27 protein-coding genes and 1 pseudogene are annotated in these 24,463 nt (G+C 68.8%); 23 read left to right on the forward strand and 5 right to left on the reverse strand.

The window, feature by feature from the left end; genetic code table 11:
* Window positions 1–44 precede the first annotated feature (44 nt).
* Entirely contained in the window at window positions 45–1,571 is a 1,527-nt protein-coding gene (locus AC1DYN_RS02415) for a DEAD/DEAH box helicase (protein ID WP_477957504.1), read from the forward strand.
* A 6-nt stretch (window positions 1,572–1,577) separates the two neighbouring features.
* Here AC1DYN_RS02415 and AC1DYN_RS02420 read toward each other — a convergent pair whose 3' ends face one another.
* Both AC1DYN_RS02420 and AC1DYN_RS02425 read right to left on the reverse strand, forming a co-directional pair.
* The gene (locus AC1DYN_RS02420; protein ID WP_477957505.1) at window positions 1,578–2,336 is read right to left on the reverse strand and encodes an SAM-dependent methyltransferase; all 759 of its coding nucleotides are present in this window, start codon (window positions 2,334–2,336) and stop codon (window positions 1,578–1,580) included.
* 4 nt (window positions 2,337–2,340) lie between these two features.
* Complete coding sequence (locus tag AC1DYN_RS02425) at window positions 2,341–2,934, reverse strand: Maf family nucleotide pyrophosphatase (protein ID WP_477957506.1); 594 nt, start codon at window positions 2,932–2,934, stop codon at window positions 2,341–2,343.
* Window positions 2,935–2,975: 41 nt separating this feature from the next.
* On the opposite strand from AC1DYN_RS02425, the gene AC1DYN_RS02430 reads away from it, so the two are divergent.
* The 22 genes from AC1DYN_RS02430 to nagZ all read left to right on the forward strand — a co-directional run bounded on the left by AC1DYN_RS02430 (window position 2,976) and on the right by nagZ (window position 22,274).
* The gene (locus AC1DYN_RS02430) at window positions 2,976–3,518 is read left to right on the forward strand and encodes a YceD family protein (protein ID WP_477957507.1); all 543 of its coding nucleotides are present in this window, start codon (window positions 2,976–2,978) and stop codon (window positions 3,516–3,518) included.
* A 118-nt stretch (window positions 3,519–3,636) separates the two neighbouring features.
* A complete protein-coding gene (rpmF, locus tag AC1DYN_RS02435) occupies window positions 3,637–3,819 on the forward strand; it encodes a 50S ribosomal protein L32 (RefSeq protein WP_477957508.1) in 183 nt (60 codons plus the stop codon).
* A 180-nt stretch (window positions 3,820–3,999) separates the two neighbouring features.
* Window positions 4,000–5,106 carry a phosphate acyltransferase PlsX gene (gene plsX, locus AC1DYN_RS02440; RefSeq protein ID WP_477957509.1) on the forward strand — a complete coding sequence of 369 codons (1,107 nt, stop codon included), beginning with the start codon at window positions 4,000–4,002 and terminating at the stop codon, window positions 5,104–5,106.
* Window positions 5,103–6,095: a beta-ketoacyl-ACP synthase III gene (locus AC1DYN_RS02445; RefSeq protein WP_477957510.1), complete on the forward strand. Its 993-nt coding sequence runs from the start codon at window positions 5,103–5,105 to the stop codon at window positions 6,093–6,095. The genes plsX and AC1DYN_RS02445 overlap by 4 nt, the downstream gene beginning before the upstream one ends.
* A gap of 32 nt (window positions 6,096–6,127) precedes the next feature.
* The gene (gene fabD / locus AC1DYN_RS02450; RefSeq protein WP_477957511.1) at window positions 6,128–7,066 is read left to right on the forward strand and encodes an ACP S-malonyltransferase; all 939 of its coding nucleotides are present in this window, start codon (window positions 6,128–6,130) and stop codon (window positions 7,064–7,066) included.
* A complete protein-coding gene (fabG, locus tag AC1DYN_RS02455; RefSeq protein ID WP_477957512.1) occupies window positions 7,063–7,812 on the forward strand; it encodes a 3-oxoacyl-ACP reductase FabG in 750 nt (249 codons plus the stop codon). Before fabD ends, fabG begins: the two co-directional genes overlap by 4 nt.
* 154 nt (window positions 7,813–7,966) lie before the next feature.
* On the forward strand, window positions 7,967–8,206 hold the full coding sequence (gene acpP, locus AC1DYN_RS02460) for an acyl carrier protein (protein WP_009552529.1): 240 nt from the start codon (window positions 7,967–7,969) through the stop codon (window positions 8,204–8,206).
* Window positions 8,207–8,235: 29 nt separating this feature from the next.
* Window positions 8,236–9,480, forward strand: coding sequence for a beta-ketoacyl-ACP synthase II (gene fabF, locus AC1DYN_RS02465; protein ID WP_477957513.1), 1,245 nt, complete (start codon window positions 8,236–8,238; stop codon window positions 9,478–9,480).
* Window positions 9,481–9,498: 18 nt separating this feature from the next.
* The gene (locus AC1DYN_RS02470) at window positions 9,499–9,948 is read left to right on the forward strand and encodes a hypothetical protein (RefSeq protein WP_477957514.1); all 450 of its coding nucleotides are present in this window, start codon (window positions 9,499–9,501) and stop codon (window positions 9,946–9,948) included.
* Window positions 9,945–10,553 (forward strand): RNA polymerase sigma factor RpoE, encoded by a 609-nt coding sequence (rpoE, locus tag AC1DYN_RS02475; protein WP_477957515.1) that lies wholly within the window; start codon window positions 9,945–9,947, stop codon window positions 10,551–10,553. Before AC1DYN_RS02470 ends, rpoE begins: the two co-directional genes overlap by 4 nt.
* Window positions 10,554–10,598: 45 nt before the next feature.
* Window positions 10,599–11,252, forward strand: a complete 654-nt coding sequence (locus AC1DYN_RS02480; RefSeq protein ID WP_477957516.1) for a sigma-E factor negative regulatory protein — start codon at window positions 10,599–10,601, stop codon at window positions 11,250–11,252.
* 18 nt (window positions 11,253–11,270) lie between these two features.
* A complete protein-coding gene (locus AC1DYN_RS02485; protein WP_477957517.1) occupies window positions 11,271–12,290 on the forward strand; it encodes a MucB/RseB C-terminal domain-containing protein in 1,020 nt (339 codons plus the stop codon).
* A gap of 54 nt (window positions 12,291–12,344) precedes the next feature.
* Window positions 12,345–13,739, forward strand: a complete 1,395-nt coding sequence (locus AC1DYN_RS02490) for a Do family serine endopeptidase (protein WP_477957518.1) — start codon at window positions 12,345–12,347, stop codon at window positions 13,737–13,739.
* A gap of 563 nt (window positions 13,740–14,302) precedes the next feature.
* The gene (gene lepA, locus AC1DYN_RS02495; protein ID WP_477957519.1) at window positions 14,303–16,111 is read left to right on the forward strand and encodes a translation elongation factor 4; all 1,809 of its coding nucleotides are present in this window, start codon (window positions 14,303–14,305) and stop codon (window positions 16,109–16,111) included.
* An 11-nt stretch (window positions 16,112–16,122) separates the two neighbouring features.
* Window positions 16,123–17,088, forward strand: coding sequence for a signal peptidase I (lepB, locus tag AC1DYN_RS02500; RefSeq protein WP_477957520.1), 966 nt, complete (start codon window positions 16,123–16,125; stop codon window positions 17,086–17,088).
* Between the two features lie 56 nt (window positions 17,089–17,144).
* Complete coding sequence (locus AC1DYN_RS02505; RefSeq protein WP_477957521.1) at window positions 17,145–17,504, forward strand: DUF4845 domain-containing protein; 360 nt, start codon at window positions 17,145–17,147, stop codon at window positions 17,502–17,504.
* 42 nt (window positions 17,505–17,546) lie between these two features.
* A complete protein-coding gene (gene rnc / locus AC1DYN_RS02510; RefSeq protein ID WP_477957522.1) occupies window positions 17,547–18,251 on the forward strand; it encodes a ribonuclease III in 705 nt (234 codons plus the stop codon).
* 21 nt (window positions 18,252–18,272) lie between these two features.
* On the forward strand, window positions 18,273–19,208 hold the full coding sequence (era, locus tag AC1DYN_RS02515; protein WP_477957523.1) for a GTPase Era: 936 nt from the start codon (window positions 18,273–18,275) through the stop codon (window positions 19,206–19,208).
* A 9-nt stretch (window positions 19,209–19,217) separates the two neighbouring features.
* Entirely contained in the window at window positions 19,218–20,009 is a 792-nt protein-coding gene (recO, locus tag AC1DYN_RS02520; RefSeq protein ID WP_477957524.1) for a DNA repair protein RecO, read from the forward strand.
* A gap of 3 nt (window positions 20,010–20,012) precedes the next feature.
* On the forward strand, window positions 20,013–20,813 hold the full coding sequence (locus tag AC1DYN_RS02525; protein WP_477957525.1) for a pyridoxine 5'-phosphate synthase: 801 nt from the start codon (window positions 20,013–20,015) through the stop codon (window positions 20,811–20,813).
* Window positions 20,810–21,208 carry a holo-ACP synthase gene (acpS, locus tag AC1DYN_RS02530; protein ID WP_477957526.1) on the forward strand — a complete coding sequence of 133 codons (399 nt, stop codon included), beginning with the start codon at window positions 20,810–20,812 and terminating at the stop codon, window positions 21,206–21,208. The genes AC1DYN_RS02525 and acpS overlap by 4 nt, the downstream gene beginning before the upstream one ends.
* Window positions 21,209–21,224: 16 nt before the next feature.
* Window positions 21,225–22,274 (forward strand): beta-N-acetylhexosaminidase, encoded by a 1,050-nt coding sequence (gene nagZ, locus AC1DYN_RS02535; protein ID WP_477957527.1) that lies wholly within the window; start codon window positions 21,225–21,227, stop codon window positions 22,272–22,274.
* A 108-nt stretch (window positions 22,275–22,382) separates the two neighbouring features.
* On the opposite strand, the gene AC1DYN_RS02540 is transcribed toward nagZ, so the two are convergent.
* The 3 genes and pseudogenes from AC1DYN_RS02540 to AC1DYN_RS02550 all read right to left on the reverse strand — a co-directional run.
* On the reverse strand, window positions 22,383–23,030 hold the full coding sequence (locus AC1DYN_RS02540; RefSeq protein WP_477957528.1) for a methylamine utilization protein: 648 nt from the start codon (window positions 23,028–23,030) through the stop codon (window positions 22,383–22,385).
* Between the two features lie 4 nt (window positions 23,031–23,034).
* The gene (locus AC1DYN_RS02545; RefSeq protein WP_477957529.1) at window positions 23,035–23,475 is read right to left on the reverse strand and encodes a nuclear transport factor 2 family protein; all 441 of its coding nucleotides are present in this window, start codon (window positions 23,473–23,475) and stop codon (window positions 23,035–23,037) included.
* 159 nt (window positions 23,476–23,634) lie between these two features.
* Window positions 23,635–24,463: pseudogene (locus AC1DYN_RS02550) on the reverse strand (Rne/Rng family ribonuclease); the annotation flags it as partial.

The following is a 24,463-nucleotide window of genomic DNA, read 5'->3' on the forward strand; positions in this document are numbered from 1 at the left end:
ACTCCGTCGGGGGGATGGTTTCCCGTACAGGGGATAATCCGCGAATGATTGAACACAAGCAGGACGGCGTCGGTACCGGCTCGGAGCAGGCCGCCGACACGACGGACAGCCCTCCGGCCGTCGAGTTTTCTTCCCTCGGGCTCGCGTCTGTCCTACAGAAGGCCGTTGCCGAATCGGGCTACACCAAGTGCACGCCGATCCAGGCCAAGGCGATCCCGATCGTGCTGGCCGGCCGCGACGTGATGGGCGCCGCCCAGACCGGCACCGGCAAGACGGCTGCCTTCTCGCTGCCGCTGCTGCACAAGATGCTGCGGCACGAGAACGCCAGCATGTCGCCGGCGCGGCACCCGGTGCGGGCACTGGTGCTGGCCCCCACGCGCGAGCTGGCCGACCAGGTCGCCAAGAACATCAAGACGTATTCCAAGCACACCAAGCTGCGCGCGGCCGTGGTCTTCGGCGGCATCGACATGAAGCCGCAGACGCTCGAGCTGAAAGCCGGCGTCGAGGTGCTGATCGCCACGCCGGGCCGCCTGCTCGACCACATCGAGGCGAAGAACGCGGTGCTGAACCAGGTCGAGTACGTCGTGCTCGACGAGGCCGACCGCATGCTCGACATCGGCTTCCTGCCCGACCTGCAGCGCATCCTGAGCTACCTGCCGAAGCAGCGCCAGACGCTGCTGTTTTCGGCCACCTTCTCGACCGAGATCAAGAAGCTTGCCGAAAGCTACCTGCAGGACCCGGTGCTGGTCGAGGTGGCACGGCCGAACGCGACGGCGACGAACGTGGAGCAGCGCTTCTACAGCGTGACGTCGGACGACAAGCGCGCTGCGATTCGCAAGATCCTGGTCGAGCGCGACCTGAAGCAGGCGATCGTCTTCGTCAACTCCAAGCTCGGTTGCGCGCGCCTGGCACGCTCGCTGGAGCGCGAGGGCTTGAAGACCAATGCCCTGCACGGCGACAAGTCGCAGGACGAGCGCCTGAAGGCGCTGGACGCGTTCAAGCGTGGCGAGGTCGACGTGCTGGTCTGCACCGACGTCGCGGCGCGCGGGCTCGACATCGCCGACCTGCCGGCGGTGTTCAACTTCGACGTGCCCTTCAATGCCGAGGACTACGTGCACCGCATCGGCCGCACCGGGCGCGCGGGCGCTTCGGGCCTGGCGGTGACGCTGGTGACGCGCGATGACGCGCGCCTCGTGTCGGACATCGAGAAGCTGATCAAGAAGAAGATCGAGCTCGAGCCGCTGGAACTCGACGATGCCCGCCCGCGCATGTCGGACCGCAGCGACCGGGGCGAACGCAGCGAGCGCCCGCGCCGCAGCTGGGACGATGGCCCCGTCGGCGAATCGCGCGAGCCGCGCGAGGCACGCCCGCAGCGCAGCTACGCGCCGCCGCGCCCGCCGGCCGATCCGTTCTTCGACAAGCCCTACGAGCCGAGTTCCAGCGCTGCAGAGCCGGCCTGGGAAAGCAAGGCCGCCGCGGCGCCGGCCGCCGGGCGCCTGTCGCCCAACATCAAGCCGAAGAAGAAGGTTGCGGCGCTGTTCGGCGCCAAGCCCGCGCCTGCGCAGCCCTGAGCGCGCTCAGCCTGCCAGCAGCGCGAACACCGCCGGCACGTCGGCGGGCAGCGCGGTGGGGTGGCTGCGCCACTCGGCCACCGTGGCGCTGCGCGTCCATGCGCCGGCGAGCGTCAGGCCGCAGCTGACGGACAGCCGGGTCTGCGGCTGCAGCGCGCCCAGCAGGGCCGCCAGCAGCGCCGCATTGCGGTAGGGCGTCTCGATCATCAGCTGCGTCTGCGCGGCCTTGCGCGACAGCGTTTCCAGCTCGCGCAGCCGGCTCGTACGCTGCGCGCCGTCCACCGGCACGTAGCCGACGAACGCGAAGCTCTGGCCGTTCAGGCCACTCGCGCCCAGCGCCATCAACAGCGAACTGGGCCCCGCCAGCGGCACCACCTCCAGCGACAACGCATGCGCGGCCCGCACCAGATCGCTGCCCGGATCGGCGATCGCCGGCAGGCCGGCCTCGGAGATCAGGCCGACGTCGTGGCCGGCGAGCGCCGGGGCCAGCAGCGGTTTCAGGTCGGCGGCGACCGCATCCCGGCCCTTCGGCGGGCGCGGCAACTCGACGATGGACAGCTCCTGCAGTGGACGCGCCAGCGGAACCACCGCGTCGACCCGCTTCAGGAACGCCCGCGTCGTCTTCGCGTTCTCGGCCACCCAATGCCCGAGCGAGGCTGCGGTGCGCAGCACGCCCATCGGCAGCACCTCGCGCAGGTCGGCGTCGCCGGCGACGCCGAAATCGAGCGTGTTCGGCACCAGGAACAATTGCCCGCGGCTGGCCATCGGGTCAGGGCTTGAGCGGGTCGATGCCCGCCTGGCGCAGCAGGTCGGCGGTGCGGATCAGCGGCAGGCCGACCAGCGCCGTCGGGTCATCGGATTCGATGGCGGCCAGCAATGCGATGCCCAGCGCCTCGGACTTGGCGCTGCCGGCGCAGTCGTACGGCTGCTCTGTGCGCAGGTAGTGCTCGATCTCGGCGTCGCCCAGGTCGCGGAAGCGCACCCGCACCGGCACCAGGGCCGAGGCCTCGAAGCCGGCCGACTGGTGCACCACCGCCACCGCGGTCTGGAACACGACGGTGCGGCCGCGCATCGCCTGCAGCTGCGCGACGGCGCGCGCATGGTCGCCCGGCTTGCCGACCGGCTGGCCGTCGAGATCGGCCACCTGGTCCGAGCCGATCACCACCGCGTCCGGTGCCTGTGCCGCGACGGCACGCGCCTTGGCCAGCGCCAGCCGCAGCGCCAGCGCCGCCGGGGCTTCGCCGGCCCGCGGCGTCTCGTCGACCAACGGGGAGCGCACCTCGAACGGCAGGCGCAGGCGCTCCAGCAGCTCGCGACGGTAACGCGACGTGGAGCCCAGGATCAGAGGGGGACGTGGGGTCATGCGGCGATTCTCCCATCGTGCGGCCTCGGTACACTGGACGCATGAAGTCGCGTGTTTCCGATCCCCGCCACCTGGACGTCGAGGCGTTCGCCAAGGAATCTGCCGAGCTGGCCGGCGTCTGGCCGCTGGCCATGCTGGCCCGCCTGCAGCAGACGGCGCTGCCCGGCAGTGCCGCAAACATCAGCTGGTCGGCCCACGGCGAACGCCGGGAAGGCCGGGCCGGCATCGTCGAGACCTGGCTGCACCTGCGTGCCGATGCCGAGGTCGAGCTCGAATGCCAGCGCTGCCTGTCGGCCGTTGCCACGCCGATCTCGATCGACCGCTCGTTGCTGTTCGTCCCCGGCGAGGACGCCGCCGCCGCGCTCGATGCCGAGAGCGAGCAGGACGTGCTGGCGCTGAACCGCGACCTCGACCTGCTGGAGTTGATCGAGGACGAGCTGCTGCTGTCGCTGCCGATCGTCCCGCGCCACGCCGAGTGCCCGCAGCCGCTGGTGCTGCCGGCCGACGAGGAGGACGAGGCGGAAAAGGCGCCCCATCCGTTCGCCGGCCTGGCGGCGCTGAAGCGCGGCAGCCTGCCCAATTGATCCCGGCCTGGGGGGCCATGCTAGAATCGCAGGCTTTTTCGTCAAGGCGCTGACTTGTCTGTCAGTGCACCCCGCCTGGCTCCTGCGAGAGTGTCCAGGAGTCTCAAGGAGAATTTTCATGGCCGTTCAGCAAAACAAGAAGTCGCCTTCGAAGCGCGGCATGCACCGTTCGCACAATGCCCTGGTGAACCCGGGCATCGCGATCGAGCCGACCACCGGCGAGACGCACCTGCGTCACCACATCAGCCCCAACGGTTTCTACCGTGGGCGCAAGGTCCTGAAGACCAAGGCTGACGCCTGAGTCTGTTGTCGCGCAATTCCGCCTGTTCGCGCCCTGTCGCGGCCAAGGCACGATGCGTGAACCCGGCGAGACCTTGTACCGACCCGGCCTGCGGCGCGCTGCAGTGCCGGGTGTTTGTCTTTTTGGTCGCGCCGGCTTGATCCCGTTGCTCCCCTTGCTTCCTTTGTCACCATGAACGCGATGTCGCCATCCGGCGCGATCGATGTCATCCGGCTGTCCGTCGACTGCATGGGCGGCGACCACGGTCCGTCCGTCACGCTACCGGCCTGCCGGGCCTTCCTGGCCGCCCACCCGCAGGCCGAAGTGGTGCTGGTCGGCCGTGCCGAGGCGCTGGCGCCGGCCGCGCGCTGGGAGCGCTGCCACAGCGTCGTCGCCTCCGAAGTCGTCGAGATGGACGACGCGGTCGAGGTGGCGTTGCGCCGCAAGAAGGATTCGTCGCTGCGCATCGCGCTCGGCCAGCTGAAGGCCGGGGCGGATGGCCAGCCGCCGCGTGCGCATGCCTGCGTGTCGGCCGGCAACACCGGCGCGCTGATGGCGGTGGCGCGCTACCTGCTCAAGACGCTCGACGGCATCGACCGCCCGGCGATCGCCGCGGTGATGCCCAACCAGAAGGACGGCTACACGACGGTGCTCGACCTGGGTGCCAACGTCGACTGCAGCGCCGAGCACCTGCTGCAGTTCGCCGTGATGGGCAGCGCGCTGGTGGCGGCGGTCGACGGCAAGGAGAACCCGAGTGTCGGCCTTCTGAACATCGGCGAAGAGGTCATCAAGGGCAACGAGACCATCAAGCGCGCCGGCGAGCTGCTGCGCGCCGCGGCCGAAGGCGGGCACATCAACTTCCACGGCAACGTCGAAGGCAACGACATCTTCAAGGGCACGACCGACATCGTCGTCTGCGACGGTTTCGTCGGCAACGTCGCGCTGAAGACGGCGGAAGGCCTCGCATCGATGCTGTCCAATTTCATCAAGCAGGAATTCACCCGCAACATCTTCACGAAGATGGCCGCGCTGGTCGCGCTGCCGGTGCTGAACCATTTCAAGCACCGCGTCGACCACCGGCGCTACAGCGGCGGTGCGCTGCTGGGGCTGCGCGGCCTGGTGTTCAAGGCGCACGGTTCGTCCGATGCCTATGCCTTCGAGCAGGCCTTGAATCGGGCTTATGATGCGGCCCGCAATCACTTGCTGGATCGGGTGCACGACCGGATTCGCGATTCGCTGCACGCCTTGCCGACCCCTGCAGGTGCCGCCGGCGAGCCGCCGGAAGCCGGTGCCGCCCTCGCTGCATGACCCACCCCTCTTCGAACCGCTATTCGCGCATCGCCGGCACCGGCAGCTTCCTGCCGCCCAAGCGACTGACCAACGAAGCCCTGGCCGCCGAGCTGGCTGCCAAGGGTGTCGAAACCTCCGATGAATGGATCGTCGCGCGCACCGGCATCCGCGCGCGCCACTTTGCCGAGCCCGACGTGCCCTGCAGCGACCTGGCCGTGSCGGCCGCGCGCCATGCGCTCGAGGCGGCCGGCATCAGCGCCGCGCAGATCGACCTGATCATCGTCGCGACCTCGACGCCCGACATGGTGTTCCCGTCCACCGCGACCATCGTGCAGCACAAGCTGGGCGTCGCCGGCTGCGCCGCGTTCGACGTGCAGGCCGTGTGTTCCGGCTTCGTCTACGCGCTGACGGTGGCCGATTCGATGATCCGCACCGGCGCCGCCAGCAAGGCGCTGGTGATCGGCGCCGAGGTGTTCTCGCGCCTGCTCGACTTCAACGACCGCACCACCTGCGTGCTGTTCGGCGACGGCGCCGGTGCCGTGGTGCTGGAGGCCAGCGACACCCCCGGCATCCTGGCCAGCGAGCTGCATGCCGATGGCCGCCACGTCGACATCCTGTGCACGCCGGGTTCGGTCTCCGGCGGCAAGATCACCGGCGACCCCTTGCTGAAGATGGATGGCCCGGCGGTGTTCAAGCTGGCAGTCGGCGTGCTCGAAGACGTGGCCCGCTCGGTGCTCGCGAAGGCCGGCCGCACCGATGCCGACATCGACTGGCTGATCCCGCACCAGGCCAACATCCGCATCATGCAGGGCACGGCGAAGAAGCTGAAGCTGCCGCTGGACAAGCTGGTCGTGACGGTGGACGAACACGGCAACACGTCCGCCGCCTCCATTCCGCTGGCGCTCGACGTGGCGGTGCGCGCCGGCACCGTCAAGCGCGGCGACACCGTGATGCTCGAGGGCGTCGGCGGCGGATTCACCTGGGGCGCGGTGCTGCTCGACTATTGAGCCCACTGGTTGCCGAGATTCAAGGCATTGACATGACACCGTTTGCATTCGTCTTCCCGGGCCAGGGCTCGCAGGCTGTCGGCATGCTCGACGCCTGGGGCGATCACGCCGCCGTGCGCGACACGCTGGCCGAAGCCACGTCGGCGCTCGGCGTCGACGTGGGCCGGCTGATCCACGCCGGCCCGAAGGAAGCGCTCGACCTGACCGAGAACACCCAGCCGGTAATGCTGACCGCAGGCGTGGCCTGCCTGCGCGCATGGCTCGCTGAAACCGGCCTGCAGCCCGCGGTGGTGGCCGGCCATTCGCTCGGCGAATACGCCGCGCTGGTGGCGGCCGGCGTGCTGAGCCTGTCCGATGCGTTGCCGCTGGTGCGCTTTCGCGCGCAGGCGATGCAGCAGGCGGTGCCGGTCGGGGCCGGTGGCATGGCGGCGATCCTCGGGCTGGATGCCGAGGTCGTGCGTGCCGGGTGTGCCGAGGCGAGCACCGCCTCCGGAGAAATCGTCGAGGCCGCGAACTTCAACGACCCGAAGCAGACCGTGATCGCCGGCACCAAGGCCGCCGTCGAATTCGCCTGCAGCCTGCTGAAGGACAAGGGTGCCAAGCGTGCGCTGCAACTGTCCGTCTCGGCACCGTTCCACTCGAGCCTGATGCGCCCGGCCGCCGAGCAACTGAAGGCGCGGCTCGAAGCCGTTTCGCTGAACGCGCCGCGCATCCCGCTGGTCAACAACATCGACGTCGCGGTGCAGGACGATCCGGCGATGATCCGCGACGCCCTGGTGCGCCAGGCCTGCGGGCCGGTGCGCTGGGTCGAGGTGGTGCAGGCGATCCGCGGCCGCGGCATCCGGCACATCTTCGAATGCGGCCCGGGCAAGGTGCTGGCCAGCACGATCCGCCGCATCGACCCCGACGCGGTCACGGCGGCGATCCACGATCCCGCGACGCTGCTTGAAGCGAAAGGCCTGCTGCAATGAGTGAATCGACAATGACCGGCCAGGTGGCCCTGGTGACCGGCGCTTCGCGCGGCATCGGCCGGGCCATTGCGCTGGCGCTGGCCGCGCAGGGTGCCAAGGTCATCGGCACCGCCACCACACCGGCGGGCGCCGACGCGATCGGCGCGGCGCTGGCCGCCTTTCCCGGCAGCCGCGGCCTGTGCCTGAACGTCAACGACGGCCCGGGCGTCGAGGCGGCGGTCGATGCGATCGTCAAGGAGCACGGCGGGCTGCAGATCCTCGTCAACAACGCCGGCATCACGCGCGACACCTTGTCGATGCGCATGAAGGACGACGACTGGGATGCGGTGATCGACACCAACCTGAAGGCGGTGTTCCGCCTCAGCCGGGCCGTCATCCGCCCGATGATGAAGCAGCGCTTCGGGCGCATCATCAGCATCACGTCGGTGGTGGGTGCCAGCGGCAACGCCGGCCAGGCCAACTATGCGGCGTCGAAGGCGGGGGTGGCCGGCATGACGCGCGCGCTGGCGCGCGAGCTGGGCAGCCGCGGCATCACCGTCAACTGCGTCGCCCCGGGTTTCATCCAGACCGACATGACCAGCGAGCTGTCCGAACAGCAGACGGCCGGGCTTCTGGCGCAGATTCCGCTGGGCCGGCTCGGCCAGGCGAGCGACATTGCGCATGCGGTGGCCTTCCTGGCATCGGCCCAGGCCGGCTACATCACCGGCGCGGAGTTGCACGTCAATGGCGGCATGTTCATGAACTGACGCCAACCACCGTCATCTCGCGTCGAACGCATTTCCAGACCGACCGGAAGGCCCCGACCGGAACCTGGTTTCCAGCGTGTCAGCCTGACTTAGAGCCGACACCCTGCAAGCCTTAGAATCTCGGGCTGTTTCAGCAAACCCTCTTGGAGGAGTCATGAGCGATATCGAAGCACGTGTGAAGAAAATCATCGCGGAACAACTGGGCGTTCCGGAAGCCGATGTGTCCAACGAGAAGGCTTTCGTGGCAGACCTGGGCGCTGATTCGCTCGACACCGTGGAACTGGTGATGGCCCTCGAAGACGAGTTCGGCATCGAGATCCCCGACGAGGAAGCCGAGAAGATCACGACCGTGCAGCTGGCGATCGACTACGCCGTCAAGCACCAGAAGGCCTGAGCCTTCATTCCCAACCGAGCAGCAATCGCATGAGCCGTCGCCGCGTCGTCGTCACCGGGCTCGGCCTCATCAGTCCCGTGGGTAACACGGTGGCCGAGGGGTGGGCCAACATCGTGGCCGGGCGTTCCGGCATCGCGACCATCACCAAGTTCGATGCGTCGCCCTTCGCCTGTCGCTTCGCCGGCGAGGTCAAGGGTTTCAAGGTGGAGGACTACTTCCCCGCCAAGGAAGCCCGGCACATGGACACCTTCATCCATTACGGCCTGGCCGCATCGATGCAGGCCGTGCAGGATTCCGGCCTGCCGACCGGCGATGCGCTGACCGAGGAGCAGGCCGAACGCATCGGCTGCCTCGTCGGCTCGGGCATCGGCGGCTTGCCGATGATCGAGGAGACCCATGCCGAGCTGGTGGAGCGCGGTCCGCGGCGTGTCTCGCCGTTCTTCGTGCCGGCCTCGATCATCAACATGATCTCGGGGCATGTGTCGATCAAGTACGGCTTCCAGGGCCCGAACCTGGCCATCGTCACCGCCTGCACCACCGGCCTGCACTGCATCGGCGAGGCCGGCCGGCTGATCGAGTACGGCGATGCCGACGTGATGGTGGCCGGCGGTGCCGAATCCACCGTCTCGCCGCTGGGCATAGGCGGCTTTGCGGCGGCGCGTGCGCTGTCGACGCGCAACGACGATCCCGCCACGGCCTCGCGCCCCTGGGACAAGGACCGCGACGGCTTCGTGCTCGGCGAAGGCGCCGGCGTGGTGGTGCTCGAGGAATACGAGCATGCCAAGCGGCGTGGCGCGAAGATCTACGCCGAGCTGGTCGGATTCGGCATGGGTGCGGACGCGTTCCACATGACGGCGCCGAACGTCGACGGGCCGAAGCGCTCGATGAAGGCGGCGCTGCGCAATGCCGGGCTGAACCCCGACCAGATCCAGTACCTGAACGCGCACGGCACCTCGACGCCGCTGGGTGACGTCAACGAGAGCAACGCGATCAAGCTGGCCTACGGCGACCATGCGAAGAAGATGGTCGTCAGCTCGACCAAGTCGATGACGGGCCACCTGCTGGGCGGTGCCGGCGGCATCGAATCGGTCTTCACGACGCTCGCGCTGCACCACCAGGTGGTGCCGCCGACCATCAACATCTTCAACCAGGATCCCGAGTGCGACCTGGACTACTGCGCCAACACCGCGCGCGACCTGAAGATGGAGTACGCGGTGAAGAACAACTTCGGTTTCGGCGGCACGAACGGCACCCTGGTGTTCAAGCGCGTGTGATCGCCACGAGCGCCGCGCATGCACGCGCCAGCTGAATTCCAGGTCTCGGTGACGCGCTTCGGTGCCTGGCGCGCCGGCCTGGCGGGGCTGGGTGCGGCCGTGTGGGGCTGCGGCCTCGCGTGGGCCCTGGCCACCGAGCGCGCGCCGGCATCCCCGGCGGGCATGCTGCTGTGGCTCGCATGCGCCGGCGCGACGCTGGCCTTGTTCACGCTCGGCCGCGTCCGCCCGTTCCAGCTGCGCTGGGACACCCGGTGCTGGCATCTGACGCCCGGCGCGTCCGAGCCGCAGGCCGGCACGCTGCGCGTCGCGATCGATGCCGGCGCGTGGTTGCTGCTGCAATTCGTGCCGCATCCGCCGGGTTCCGGCGCCCCGCGCTGGCTGCCGGTGCAGCGCCGCGGGCTGGGTGCGGCCTGGCACCGCTTCCGCAGCACCTTGTTCGGCGCCCCGGGCGCGGGCCAGCCGCCATGACCGCCACCGACGCCGACGCCCCGCTGATCGAGCGCATCAAGCGCGGCGACGTGAAGGCCTTCGAGATGCTGGTCGTCAAGTACCAGCGCCGCATCGAGCGCCTGATCGGCCGCATGGTGCGCGACACCGACCTGGTGCAGGACATCGCCCAGGAGACCTTCATCCGTGCCTACCGGGCCATCCCGCAGTTCCGCGGCGACAGCGCCTTCTACACCTGGCTGTACCGGATCGCGGTCAACACCGCGAAGAAGGCCCTGGTCGAGATGAAACGCGACCCGCTCGTGACGGAATCGGCACGCGCGCTGAGGGATGATGATGACGAAACTTCCCGGATCGAGAATGAACTAAGCGACGGCGAGACACCCGAAGCCTTGCTGGCGTCGAAAGAAATTGCGGCGACAGTGAACGCTTCGATCGATGCACTGTCTGAGGATCTTCGCCAGGCGATCACGCTGCGCGAAATCGAGGGCCTGAGCTACGAAGAGATTGCCGAAGTGATGAATTGCCCGATCGGGACGGTCAGATCGCGCATCTTCCGCGCCCGCGAGGCGATCGCGCAGCGCCTGCGGCCGTTGTTGGACACCCGGGAAGGCGATCGCTGGTGAAGCGCTTGCCGTGCCACTTGCTGAATGTGAATGCTGGAGCTGGAAATGTCACAGTCGTCTGAAAGCAGTGCGTCGATGGAGAACCTGTCGGCCCTGGTCGATGGGGAACTCGAGTCCGAAGCCGGCGCCCGCGCGTGCGGGCAGTGGCGCGACGATGCGCAGGCGCGCGCGACCTGGCATGCCTACGCGCTGATCGGCGACGTGCTGCGCTCCGGCGACCTGGCGTCGACCGCCGAGCGCGATTGCAGCTTCCTGCTGCGCCTGCGCGAGCAGCTCGCACAGGAGCCGGTGGTGTTGGCGCCGGCCGAACTGGCCGCGCCGCTGCTGGCGCCGCTGCCTGCGGTGGCGGCCGCCGGCGGTTCGCGCCGGGCATGGCGCACGCCGGTGGCGGTGGCCGCCGGTTTCATGGTGGTCGCCGGCGCACTGGTGGTCACCTCGGTGCCGGGTTCGCTGCCGTTCGGCAGCACGCCGACGCTGGCGCAGGCCGGCCCCGCGCCGGTCGTTGCCGCCGCGCCCGGCCTGCAGGCCGTCAGCACGACGCAGGCCGAAGCCGCGCCGGTGCGGCTGAACGGGCAGCTGATCCGCGACGCCCGCCTGGACGAATACCTGTCGGTCCACAAGAAGTTCGGCGGCAGTTCTGCGCCGGGCGTTCCGTCGGGTTTCCTGCGCAATGCCGCAGCCGAAGCCCCCGCCCGCTGACACAGGACTGCTGACCCCATGCTGCTGCGCTTGTCTGCGTTGATGGTGAGTTGTGCGTTCGTCGCGTTCGCTCCGGCCAGCCGGGCGCAGGGTGCCGGCGGCAGCGGCGACCCGCTGGTCGAGGCACGCGAGACCAACACCTGGCTCACGCGCATCAACGAGGCGGCGAACAAGCGCAACTTCCAGGGCACGGTCGTCGTCAGTGCCGGCGGCACGGTCGCCAGTTCGCGCATCGCGCACTTCTGCGAAGGCCGCAACCAGTACGAGCGCATCGATTCGCTGGAAGGCCAGATGCGCAACGTGCTGCGCCAGAACGACCTGGTGCACACCGTGTGGCCGCAAAGCCGGGTCGCGATGGTCGAGCAGCGCGACGGGATGAGCTCGTTCCCCGGCCTGCTGCAGGCCGGGGCGCAGCACGTGGCGGAGTTCTACGAGCTCAAGCCGATGGGCGTCGAGCGCGTTGCCGGCCACGAGGCCAACGTGCTGCAGTTGCGCGCGAAGGATGCGCACCGCTTCGGCTACCGGCTGTGGGCCGAGAAGACGACCGGCCTGCTGCTGCGCACCGAGGTGCTGGGCGAGCATGCCGAGGTGCTGGAGTCGTCGGCGTTCTCCGACGTCAGCATCAACGTGAAACCGCAGGTCGAGTTGGTGACCCAGCCGCTGCGCAAGCTCGACGGCTACCGCATCGTGCGCCCGCCCGTCACCGCGACGCAGCTCGAGGCCGAGGGCTGGACGCTCAAGCACGACATCCCCGGCTTCACGATGGTCAGCTGCGTCAAGCGGCCCTTCGACGGCGCCCTGCGCGTGCGCGGCGCGGCCGACCCGGTGCTGCAGGCGGTCTATTCCGACGGGCTCACCTTCGTCTCCATCTTCATCGAGCCCTTCAACGCCGAGCGCCACCAGCGCGCGATGTCCACCGTGATCGGCGCCACGCAGACGATGATGCGGCGCCAGGGCGATTTCTGGGTCACGGTGATGGGTGATGTGCCGACGGCCACGCTGCGCGCGTTCGCGGCCGGCCTCGAGCGCAGAAAATAGCGGTGGGCCGCGCGCGGCCCCCGGCGAAGGCAACATGATCGAGGGAGTGGTCGCATGCGAGTTCTGATCAACGCGGGCCTGGCGGCCTTGGGCCTGGCGGTTGCGCTGGGTGTCGTGCCTGTCGCCCTCCCGATGGCGCACGCGCAGGCGCGCGAGCTGCCCGATTTCGCCGACCTGGTCGAGCGGGTCAGCCCGGCTGTCGTCAACATCCGCACCACCGAGCGCGCGCCCGAGGCTCCGCGCGGCCCGTTCCGCCGCCGCGGGCCGGTGCCCCAGCCGGGCGACGAGACGCCGCGCGGCGAGGGCTCGGGCTTCATCCTCAGCAGCGACGGCTACGTGATGACGAATGCGCACGTCGTCGAAGGCGCGAACGAGGTCTACGTCACGCTGACCGACAAGCGCGAGTTCAAGGCGAAGATCGTCGGCGCCGACGAACGCACCGACGTCGCGCTCGTGAAGATCGACGCCACCGCGCTGCCATGGGTGAAGATCGGCGACGTGGGCCGTTTGCGCGTGGGCGAATGGGTGCTCGCGATCGGCTCGCCGTTCGGCCTCGAGAGCACCGTCACCGCCGGCATCGTCAGCGCCAAGCAGCGCGAGACCGGCTCCGACGTGCCCTTCATCCAGACCGACGTCGCGGTGAACCCGGGCAACTCCGGCGGCCCGCTGCTGAACATCCGCGGCGAGGCGGTCGGCATCAATTCGCAGATCCTCAGCCCGGTCGGCAGCTTCGTCGGCATCTCGTTCGCGATCCCGATCGACGAGGCGATGCGCGTGGCCGACCAGCTGAAGGCCACCGGGCGCGTAGTGCGCGGCTACCTGGGCATCCAGCCGATCGACGTTCCGCGCGAACTGGCCGAGGAGTACGGCCTCGCGAAGGGCAAGGCGAAGGGCGCCTTCGTGCGCCAGGTCGTCAGCGGCACACCGGCCGACAAGGCCGGCATCCAGCCCGGCGACGTGGTGCTCGCGGTCAACGGCAAGGCCGTGGACGGCGCGGTCGACCTGCGCCGTACGCTGGGGGCGTTGAAGCCGGGGTCGCCGGTCGCGTTGCAGGTCAACCGGCGCGGCAAGCTGCTGGACTTCAAGGCGAGCCTCGCGGAACTGAACCCCCAGGTCGCAGCCGCAGCGGCCGAGCGAGCGGAAGTGCCGGCCGAGCCGCGCGCGGCCGGTGCCGCGAAGGCCTGGGGCCTGACGGTGGCCAACCTCGGCGACAGCGAACGCCAGGCGCTGCGCGGCGCCACCGGCGTGCGCGTCGCGGCAGTGACCGGCGGAGCCGAGGCCGCCGGGTTGCGCGCGGGCGACGTGATCGTGGCGGTCGGCACCACCGACGTCACTGACGTGAAGCAGTTCGACGCGGTGGTGTCCAAGCTCGACAAGGCGAAGTCGCTGCCCGTCACGGTGCTGCGCGGGGACTGGGCGCAGTTCCTGCGCATCCCTGCACTCAAGTGAAGCGGCACAGGCACCGATATCCGACTGCCGATATGGGGATTGCCGTCCGTGTTTCGCAATGCGAGATCTGCCGCTCTCAAAAAAATCCGGAGTCGGAAGTGTCCGATTTTCTTTAAGTGAGTGTGTGCTCGCATATGTGGGTCAAGGGACCGAATTCAGCGTGCTTTTGGCTACAATTCAGAGGTCGCGCATCGGCTTTATTGCCAATCCGGTCAACGAGTAGAGGTTGCTGAAACTATCCCCAAGAGATCCACAAGGCTTTGTGGATAAGTTGTTGATAAGATTTGCTGTTGGGGACCTGCAACGACAAGAAATCAAGCAATGGCGCGGTTTCCGGCGGGGTCCTTTTGGCTACAATGAAAGCCCAACAAGCAGTTGCCATACGTTTTGTTGGAAGGCGCGTCAGTTCTTCGACGTGCCTTTTTTTTGTTCACGGCGAGGGTCGCGAGAGCCGCATACCCATCACATCGCAAGCGCGCATGCATGCGATGTGAGCCACCAACGCAACGGCGCGGCCGTTGCAGCGTCGAATGCGATCAACGTCGGCGCAGCGGAATCGTTCAATGGATCACATCCGAAATTTTTCCATCATTGCCCACATCGACCACGGCAAGTCGACGCTGGCGGACCGTCTGATCCAGCGCTGCGGGGGCCTGAGCGATCGCGAGATGGAAGCGCAGGTGCTCGACTCGATGGACATCGAGCGCGAACGCGGCATCACGATCAAGGCGCAGACCGCCGCGCTGACGTACCGGGCGCGCAACGGCCAGACCTACCAGCTCAACCTGATCGACACGCCGGGGCACGTCGACTTCTCGTATGAAGTGAGCCGATCGCTGTCGGCCTGCGAAGGCGCGCTGCTGGTGGTCGACGCGAGCCAGGGCGTCGAGGCGCAGACGGTTGCGAATTGCTACACCGCGATCGAGCTCGGCGTGCACGTCGTGCCGGTGCTGAACAAGATGGACCTGCCGCAGGCCGATCCGCAGCGCGCGAAGGACGAGATCGAGGACGTGATCGGCATCGACGCCACCGATGCGATCCCTTGCAGCGCCAAGACCGGCGAGGGCATCGACGACATCCTCGAGGCGGTGATCACCCGCATGCCCGCGCCGCGCGGCAACCCGGACGGCCCGTTGCGGGCCATGATCATCGACTCCTGGTTCGACAACTACGTCGGCGTCGTGATGCTGGTGCGCGTGGTCGACGGCGAGCTGAAGAAGGGCGAGCGCTTCAAGATGATGGCCACCGAGGCCGCCTACGCCGCCGAGCAACTGGGCGTGTTCACGCCCAAGTCGCTGGCGCGCGACGTGCTGCGCGCCGGCGAGGTGGGTTTCGTGATCGCCGGCATCAAGGAGCTGCAGGCGGCCAAGGTCGGCGACACCATCACGCTCGAGAAGAAGCTGCCGAACAACGCCGGCCCGGCCGCCGAGGCGCTGCCCGGCTTCAAGGAGATCCAGCCGCAGGTCTTCGCCGGCCTCTACCCGACCGAGGCGAGCGAGTACGACCAGCTGCGCGACGCCCTCGAGAAGCTCAAGCTCAACGATTCGTCGCTGCGCTACGAGCCCGAGGTCAGCCAGGCGCTCGGCTTCGGCTTCCGCTGCGGCTTCCTCGGCCTGCTGCACATGGAGATCGTCCAGGAGCGCCTGGAGCGCGAGTTCGACCAGGACCTGATCACCACCGCCCCGAGCGTGGTCTACGAGGTCGAGCTGGGCGACAAGACGGTGATCCAGGTCGAGAACCCGTCGAAGATGCCCGACCTCGGCCGCATCAACGAGATCCGCGAGCCCATCGTCACGGTGCACCTCTACATGCCGCAGGACTACGTCGGCCCGGTGATGACGCTGGCCAACCTGAAGCGCGGCAACCAGATCAACATGGCCTACCACGGCCGGCAGGTCATGCTGACCTACGAGATGCCGCTGGCCGAGATCGTGCTCGACTTCTTCGACAAGCTGAAGTCGGTGTCGCGCGGCTACGCGTCGATGGACTACGAGTTCAAGGAGTACCGCGCGGCCGACGTCGTGAAGGTCGACATCCTGCTCAACGGCGACAAGGTCGATGCGCTGTCGATCATCGTGCACCGCAGCCAGAGCGCCTACCGCAGCCGCGCGGTGGTGGCCAAGATGCGCGAGCTGATCTCGCGCCAGATGTACGACGTGGCGATCCAGGCCGCCATCGGGGCCAACATCATCGCGCGTGAGACAATCAAGGCGCTGAGAAAGAACGTCCTCGCCAAGTGTTACGGCGGTGACATCTCGCGCAAGCGCAAGCTGCTCGAAAAACAAAAGGCCGGCAAGAAACGCATGAAGCAGATCGGCTCCGTCGAGGTGCCGCAGGAAGCGTTTCTGGCCATCCTCCAAGTGGACGATTGATGGGCTCTCTGATGGGTTCTCTGACCGGTGTGCTCTATGGCTGCCTCGTGCTGTACCTCGGCGGCTGGTACCTCGGAAAATGGACCGGCAACTTCTCGCTGCTGCTGTTCATCCTGACGATCGTGACGCTGGCCTACTGGCTGGCCGAGCGTTTCCATTTCGCGCCCCGGCGCGCCGCCGCGGCGGCCACGCTGGAGCGCCAGGATGCCGAGCGCCGCGAGCGCCTGGCCGCACAGGGCATCGCCAAGGTCGACGGCAACGTCGCGCAGGCGCGCGAGACGCTGCTGATGCAGCCGTGGTGGCTCGACTGGACCGCCGGGCTGTTCCCGGTGATCCTCGTCGTCTTCCTGCTGCGCTCGTTCCTGTTCGAGCCCTTCAAGATCCCCTCCGGCTCGATGGTGCCGACGCTGCTGATCGGCGACCTGATCCTGGTGAACAAATACCACTACGGGATCCGGCTGCCGGTGATCAACAAGAAGATCGTGCAGATCAACGACCCGCAGCGCGGCGACGTGATGGTGTTCCGCTACCCGGCCAACCCGAGCGTCGACTACATCAAGCGCGTGGTGGGCGTGCCGGGCGACGAGGTGGCCTACCTGAACCAACGCCTCTTCCTGAACGGCAAGCCGGTCGAGACCCAGCCGATGGCCCAGTTCTACGACGAGGACACGGTGCGCTTCTTCGACCAGTACACCGAGAAGCTCGGTCCGGCGAACCACCGCATCCTGGTCGACACCCGGCGGCCCACCTTCGTGCGCCCGAACGACCCGTTTCCCTTCAAGGAAAACTGCCGCTACAGTGCGGAAGGCGTGACATGCAAGGTGCCGGCCGGCCACTATTTCATGATGGGCGACAACCGCGACAACTCGGAAGACTCGCGCTTCTGGGGCTTCGTGCCCGACCAGAACATCGTCGGCAAGGCCTTCTTTGTCTGGATGAATTTCGGTAACCTCAAGCGCATCGGTTCGTTCAACTGAACCGCCAGGCCAACAGCAACAGGAGCAGCAGGGAAATGACGATGGAGCTTCGGGGAATGACCGCCCGGCCTACCCGCCAGCGTGGTGTCACGCTGTTCGGCTTGATGTTCTGGGCCATCCTGATCGGCATCGTGTCGCTCATCGGACTGAAGGTCCTGCCGACCTTGAACGAATACTTCACGATCAAGCGCGCGGTCGAGAAGATCGCCACCAGCGGCGCCACCACGGTGCCCGAGATCCGCACCGCTTTCGACAAGCAGAAGGACATCGAGTACTCGATCGTCTCGATCAGCGGCAAGGACCTGGAGATCACCAAGGTGAACGAGAAGGTCGTGATCGGCTTTGCCTACAACAAGGAGATCGAGCTGATGGCGCCGGTCTACCTGTTGCTGAAGTACGAAGGGCGTTCGAGGTAAGGCCGCGGCCCGAATCGATGCCCCGCTGAACCGGCCGCACGCGTGGATGCCCGACTGACCGCCCTGCAGCAACGACTGGGCTACCGCTTCACCCAGCCGGACCTGCTGGCACGCGCGGTGACCCACCGCAGCCTCGGCTCCGACCACAACGAGCGCCTCGAATTCCTGGGCGACGTGGTGCTCAGCCTGGCCATCAGCGACCTGCTGTTCGAGCGCTTCGCAGGCTCTGACGAGGGCGACCTGACGCGCGTGCGGGCCCACCTGGTGCGCGAGGACAGCCTGCACAAGGTGGCCTTGCTGGTCGGGCTGCCCGAGGTGCTGCGCCTGAGCGAAGGCGAAGCGCGCGGCGGCGGCGCGCAGCGGCCGTCGATCCTGGCCGATGCGCTCGAGGCGATCATCGGCGCGACCTACCGCGATGGCGGCTTCGAGGCCGCGCAGGCGCTGGTGCAGCGCCTGTTCGGCGAAGTGATCGAGACGACCGACATCGACAGCTGGTCGAAGGACGCCAAGACCGAATTGCAGGAATGGCTGCAGGCCCGCCGCCTGCCGGTGCCGGCCTACCGCATCGTCACCACCCGTGGCCAGGCGCATGCGCAGACCTTCGAGGTCGAGTGCGCCGTGCCGGCGCTGGGCCTCACGCAGACCGGCGAGGGCCGTTCGCGCCGCGCCGCCGAACAGGAAGCCGCCCGCGCGATGCTGGTGGCGCTGAAGGCCAACGACAAGCCGGGCAGCGCGCTGCGCTCCTGACCGCTCCCTCCATTCCCCCGCATGACCGACCAACCTGACACCCCTGCCGGCGAAGCCGGAGCTGGCGCGCCCCCGGCCGCCACCCGCTGCGGCCTGGTCGCCATCGTCGGCCGCCCGAACGTCGGCAAGTCGACGCTGCTGAACGCGCTGGTCGGCCAGAAGGTCAGCATCACGTCCGACAAGGCGCAGACCACGCGGCACCGCATCACCGGCATCCRCACCGKCGACGACRCACAGTTYRTSTWCGTCGACACCCCGGGCTTCCAGACGCGCCACAGCGCCCCGCTGAACCGCACGCTGAACCGCACCGTGCAGGGCGTGCTGGGCGACGTCGACGTGGTGCTGTTCGTGGTCGAGGCCGGCCGCTTCGGGCTCGACGATGCCAAGGTGCTGGCGCTGATGCCGGCCGACAAGCCGGTGATGCTGATCGCCAACAAGCTCGACAACGTGCACCGCCGCTCCGACCTGGCGCCCTGGCTCAAGGGCATGCAGGACCGCCACGCCTTCGCCGAGTTCGTGCCGCTGACGGCCAGGAAAGACGCCGACGTGCAGCGCCTGCTGGGCATCGTGAAGCCCTACCTGCCGCAGCAGCCCTGGTTCTATGAAGAAGACGCGCTGACCGACCGCAGCGAGAAGTTCCTCGCCAGCGAGATCATCCGCGAGAAGCTGTTCCGCCTGACCGGCGACGAGCTGCCCTACACCTCGACGGTCGTGATCGACAAGTTCGAGGAAGAGGGCGCGCTGCGGCGCATCGCCGCCACCATCATCGTCGAGCGCGACGCCCACAAGGGCATGGTCATCGGCAACGAGGGCGAGCGCCTCAAGCGCATCGGCTCCGAGGCGCGCCAGGAACTCGAACGGCTGATGGACGGCCGCGTCTTCCTCGAGCTGTGGGTCAAGGTGCGGTCGGGCTGGGCCGACGACGAAGAGCATCTGCGCAGCTACGGCTACGAGTAGGCGCGGCGCATGGCCACACGCCCCGCGCGCGCACCGGCCACGCAGGCGGCCTACGTGCTGCACCACTACGACTGGAGCGAATCCAGCCTGATCCTCGACCTCTTCACCCGCGAACAGGGCCGCCTGGCGGTGGTCGCCAAGGGCGCGAAGCGGCCGTATTCGCAGCTGCGGTCGGTGCTGCTGCCGTTCCAGCGCATCCAGGTGTCGCTGGGCAAGCCGCCGCGCGCATCCGAGACCGGCGCCGAGCAGGCCAGCGAGGTGCAGACGCTGCGCGGTGCCGAGTGGGCCGGCGGCAGCGCGATGCTGACCGGCGCGGCCTTGTTCAGCGGCTTCTACCTGAACGAGCTGCTGATGAAGCTGCTCGCGCGCAGCGACCCGCATCCCGCGCTGTTCGATGCCTACTTGCTGACGTTGCCGGCCCTGGTGTCGCGCGACGACGGCAGCGTGCAGGCCGCGCTGCGGGCCTTCGAGCTGACGCTGCTGCAGCGGGTGGGCGTGCTGCCCGACCTGAGCCGCGTCACCTCGACGCAGGACGAAGTGCAGCCCGGCGGCGCCTACCTGCTGCTGCCCGAGCAGGGCGTCGCGACCTCGCGCGGGCGCGATGGCGAGCTGGCGGGCCAGGTGCTGATCGGCCTGCAGGCTGCGCTGCAGCATGGCAGCATCGCCGCACTGCAGCAGGCCTGCGGGCCGGCGCTGCAGGAATTGAAGCTGCTGCTGCGGGCGCTGCTTCACTATCATCTCGGCTCATCGGTGCTGCGCACGCGGCAGGTGATGCTGGACGTGCAAGCCCTGGAGCGCTGACCCATGAATCCTCTACAGACCACCGGCACCGACCCGCGCAGCATGCAGGCCGCGCTGTCGGTCAACCTCAACAAGGTCGCGCTGCTGCGCAACTCGCGCCAGCTGGGCATTCCCAGCGTCACCGGTGCGGCCGAGCTCGCGCTGCAGGCCGGTGCCCAGGGCATCACGGTGCATCCGCGGCCCGACGAGCGCCACATCCGCGCCACCGACGTCTACGAGCTGGCCGAGCTGCTGAAGCAGTGGCCGCAGGTCGAATACAACATCGAAGGCAATCCGTTCCACAACCTGCTCGAGTTCGCGCACGAGCTCAAGCGCCGCGGCCTGCCGCTGCACCAGTGCACCTTCGTGCCCGACAGCGTCGAGCAGGCGACCTCCGACCACGGCTGGCGCTTTCCCGAAGACGCCGCGCGCCTGGCGCCGCTGGTCGCCGAGGTGCAGGCGCTGGGCGTGCGCGTCAGCCTCTTCATGGACCCGCAGCCGCAGGCGATGGCGGCCGTGCGCGAGGTCGGCGCCGACCGTGTCGAGCTCTACACCGAGACCTATGCCCGCGCGCACGGCAGCGCTGCCGGCCCCGGCGTGCTGGCGGCCTTCACCGCGACGGCCGAGGCTGCCGCGCGCGCCGGCCTGGGCGTCAACGCCGGCCACGACCTGAACCGCGACAACCTCACCGACTTCCTGCGGGCGGTGCCCGGCGTGCACGAGGTGTCGATCGGCCACGCGCTGATCGCCGACACGCTGGAGCTGGGCATGGCCGAGACGGTGCGCGACTACCTGCGCTGCATCCAGCTGGCGGCGGCGCGGTGATCTACGGCATCGGCACCGACGTCTGCGACGTGCGCCGCATCGCGGCCTCGCTGGCGCGGCGCGGCGACCGCTTCGCGAGCAAGGTGCTCGGGCCGCAGGAACTGGCGGTGTTCCATGCGCGGCGCGCCCGCGTCGAATCGCGCGGCATCAGCTACCTCGCGACCCGCTTCTCGKCCAAGGAGGCGTTTTCCAAGGCCATCGGCCGCGGCATGCGCATGCCGATGACCTGGCGCGCCTGCGAGATCCTGAACCTGGCCAGCGGCAAGCCCGAGATCCGGCTGCACGGCGAGCTGGCCGCCTGGTTCGAGGCGCGCCACCTGGTCGCGCACGTCAGCGTCAGCGACGAGACCGACTACGCCGCCAGCTTCGTCGTGGTCGAAGTCAAGCAACCTTGAACCCGAAAGAACGAGCATGAGCGAACACGCCCCGGTGATCCTCGACATCGCCGGCACTGCCCTCAACGACGACGACCGACGCCGGCTGCGGCACCCGCTGACCGGCGGCATGATCCTGTTCACGCGCAACTGGGTCGACCGGCGCCACCTCACCGAGCTGACCGCCGAGGTCAAGGCCATCCGCCCGGACCTGCTGATCACCGTCGACCACGAAGGCGGGCGCGTGCAGCGCTTCCGCACCGACGGCTTCACCCACCTGCCGGCGATGCGCGAGTTCGGCGCGCTGTGGATGCAGGATGCGATGCGCGCGATCGATGCCGCCACCTCGGCCGGCTATGTGCTGGGCGCCGAGCTGCTGGCCTGCGGCGTCGAGCTCAGCTTCACCCCGGTGGTCGACCTCGACCACGGGCGCAGCGAGGTGGTCGGCAACCGCGCCTTCCACCGCGATCCGCGCGTCGTCTCGGTGCTGGCGCAGTCGCTGGTCACCGGGCTGCTGCGGGCCGGCATGGCCAATTGCGGCAAGCACTTCCCGGCCCACGGCTATGCGGTGGCCGATTCGCACGTCGCGCGCGCCGTCGACGACCGCGGCTTGCAGGAGATCCTGGCCGAGGACGCCAAGCCCTACGACTGGCTGTCGACCGCGCTGACCAGCGTGATGCCGGCGCACGTCACCTTCCCGCAGGTCGATGCGTTGCCGGCCGGCTTCTCGCCGCGCTGGCTGAAGGACATCCTGCGTGGCCAGCTCGGCTTCACCGGCGCGATCTGCTGCGACGACCTGAGCATGGAAGGCGCGCGCATCGCCGGCAACCCGGTCGAAGGCGGCATCGCCGCGCTCAATGCCGGCTGCGACCTGGTGCTGCTGTGCAACCAGTCCAAGGTCGATGGCGGCCGGCCGGTCGATGCGCTGCTCGACGGGCTGCAGCTGGCGCTGGAGCAGGGCCGCTGGCAGGCCGATGCCAACAGTGAGACGCGCCGGCTGGAGCTGCTGCCGCAGAGTTCGCCGCTGCCGTGGGACGAGCTGATGCACCAGCCGACCTACCAGAACGCGCTCGAGCGCCTGCCTTGACGAAAGTGCTCGCGCGGGCGCTCAAGGAAGGTCGAACCCCGGATTGGCATCCGGGCGACCAGTCGTCGTAGCCCGGACGGAGCGCAGCGGAATCCGGGGCGGCGTGCGTCAGTAGCGCTCGTCGACCGGCCGGCGCGGCTTGCGCGGCGGCACCGCGAGGTCGATGTCCAGGCGCAACCGGCGCGTGTCGCCTGCGCCGCTGATCTCGACCTCCTGTGCGGCGGGTGCCGCCTTCTGGTACGGGTGCCAGCCGTGCAGCGTGTAGCGACCGGGCGGCAGCGCGCCGACGCTGGCGCGGCCCGAGGCATCGGCCTTCGCGAACCAGGCCGAGTCGACCACCATCACGTAGGCCTCCATCCAGTCGTGGATGTTGCAGCCGAGCACGACCGGGCCGGGCTTGTCGAACAGCACCGGCTCGACCGGCATGCCGCTGTAGAGCTGGATCTCGAAGTTCTTCGCCGCCGAGAACGAGTAGACGTGGTGCTTGACCTTGTCGCGGTTCGGGAAGTCGATGCGCGTGCCCAGCGGCACCACGGTGACGAACGGCACGAACTCCAGCTTCAGCTGCTGGATCTCGACGCGAGCCGGCGTGCGCGCCCGGGCCGGTGCGGCGGGGGCTTCGAGCCACACCACTGCGTCCTCGACCGGCCCGCCTTGCGGTGTGCGCACGTCGACGGCGAGCGACCCAGCCTGCGCCGGCAGTGCGACGAGGATTTCGAGCGCGAGCGCGATCCCGGCCCCGCAGCGCACGCGCATCGCCTCAGGGCACCGGCACCAGGGCCGCGTTCGGATCGATCTGCCAGACCTCGCTGACGAGCCTCGCGTCGCGGTACACCAGTACGTGGTGCACGCGCACCGTCATCGTCTTGCCGACGTATTCGGCGGTCGCGCTGAGCGTCACGCCCTTCGGGTTCGCGTTCTGCGTGATCACCGTGCGCTGCAGCGTGCGCGGCTGGTTCTCGTTGCTGGCCGCGAACTTCGTCCACAGCTGGCGCAATGCATCGGCCCCGCGGTAGCGGCCGTCGAGCGGTCCGCCGACCCAGTCCATCCACGGGTCGTCGCCATAGGCCTTCATCACCGCGTCGACGTCGCCGGCCGCGATGGCCTTCAGGTGCAGGTCGGCGGCGCGTTCATCGAGCGGGCCGGCGGCGGCCAGCAGCGGCCACAGGCAGGCTCCCAGCCACAAGGCGAGCTTCTTCATGGGCAGGCTCCGGAAGTGAGCGCCGAGCATGGCATGCGCGCCGTGCGGCCGGCAAGGCGGCAAGCCCCGGTGCGGGCCGCGGGCGGCGTGCATATGCCGCGCTGCCATGAGAAACGGCGCCCGAAGGCGCCGTCGTGGCTCGCGTGAGCTGTCAGATCATCACTGGCGCGGCGCGCCCGATTCCGACTCGAACGGCAGCTTGAACTGCGACAGGTCCTTGCGGGTCTCGACCAGCACCAGCGGGCCTTCGTCGATCACCACCGGCGGACGCGGCTCGCGCGGCACGTGGATCGGCTTCGGCTCGCGGGCCATCGCCTCCTGCACCGCGCGGATCTTGTCGGCGTCGGAGTTGACCCACTGCAGGCCGGCGTTCTGCGCCACCGACTGCAGCTCGTCGAGCGGCAATTCGAAGCGCGGGGCCGGCGCGGCGACCGGTGCGGGTGCCACCGGCGCGGCAACGATGGCCGCTGCCACCGGTGCCGCAACGACCGGCATCGCTGCCACCACCGGCTCGGCCTCGTACGGCTGGGCGGTCACCGCGGTTTCAACCGGCGTGACGGGCGCCTCGTCCGCACCCACGGCCTCGGCGCCGTCGACCGGCTGCGCCGTGCCTTCGGCAGCTTCGCCGTTCTCGCGGCGCTGGCGATCGCGGCCACCGCGGCCTCGTCCACGGCGGCGTCCGTCGCGCTCGCCACCTTCCGGTGCGGCGCCGTTCGCGTCCGGCGTCTCGACGCCGTCCACGGCCTGCACATCGCGCTCGATCTCGACCGGCGCGGCTTCATCGCCCGGCAGCGCGGCCAGCTCGGTGCCGTTCTCGGTCACGACGGCTTCGCCGTTGCGTGCCTCGTCACGGTCGCGGCCACCGCGGCCACGGCGACGGCGGCGTCCGCCTTCGCGCACCTCGCCGGTCTCGGCATCGGGGCCGGGCACGGTGTCGCTGAACGCCTGGACCGGCGGCACTGCGCCGTCGACCGGTGCATCGGCCGGA

The sequence above is a fragment of the Rhizobacter sp. P2_D12 genome (assembly GCF_056404395.1).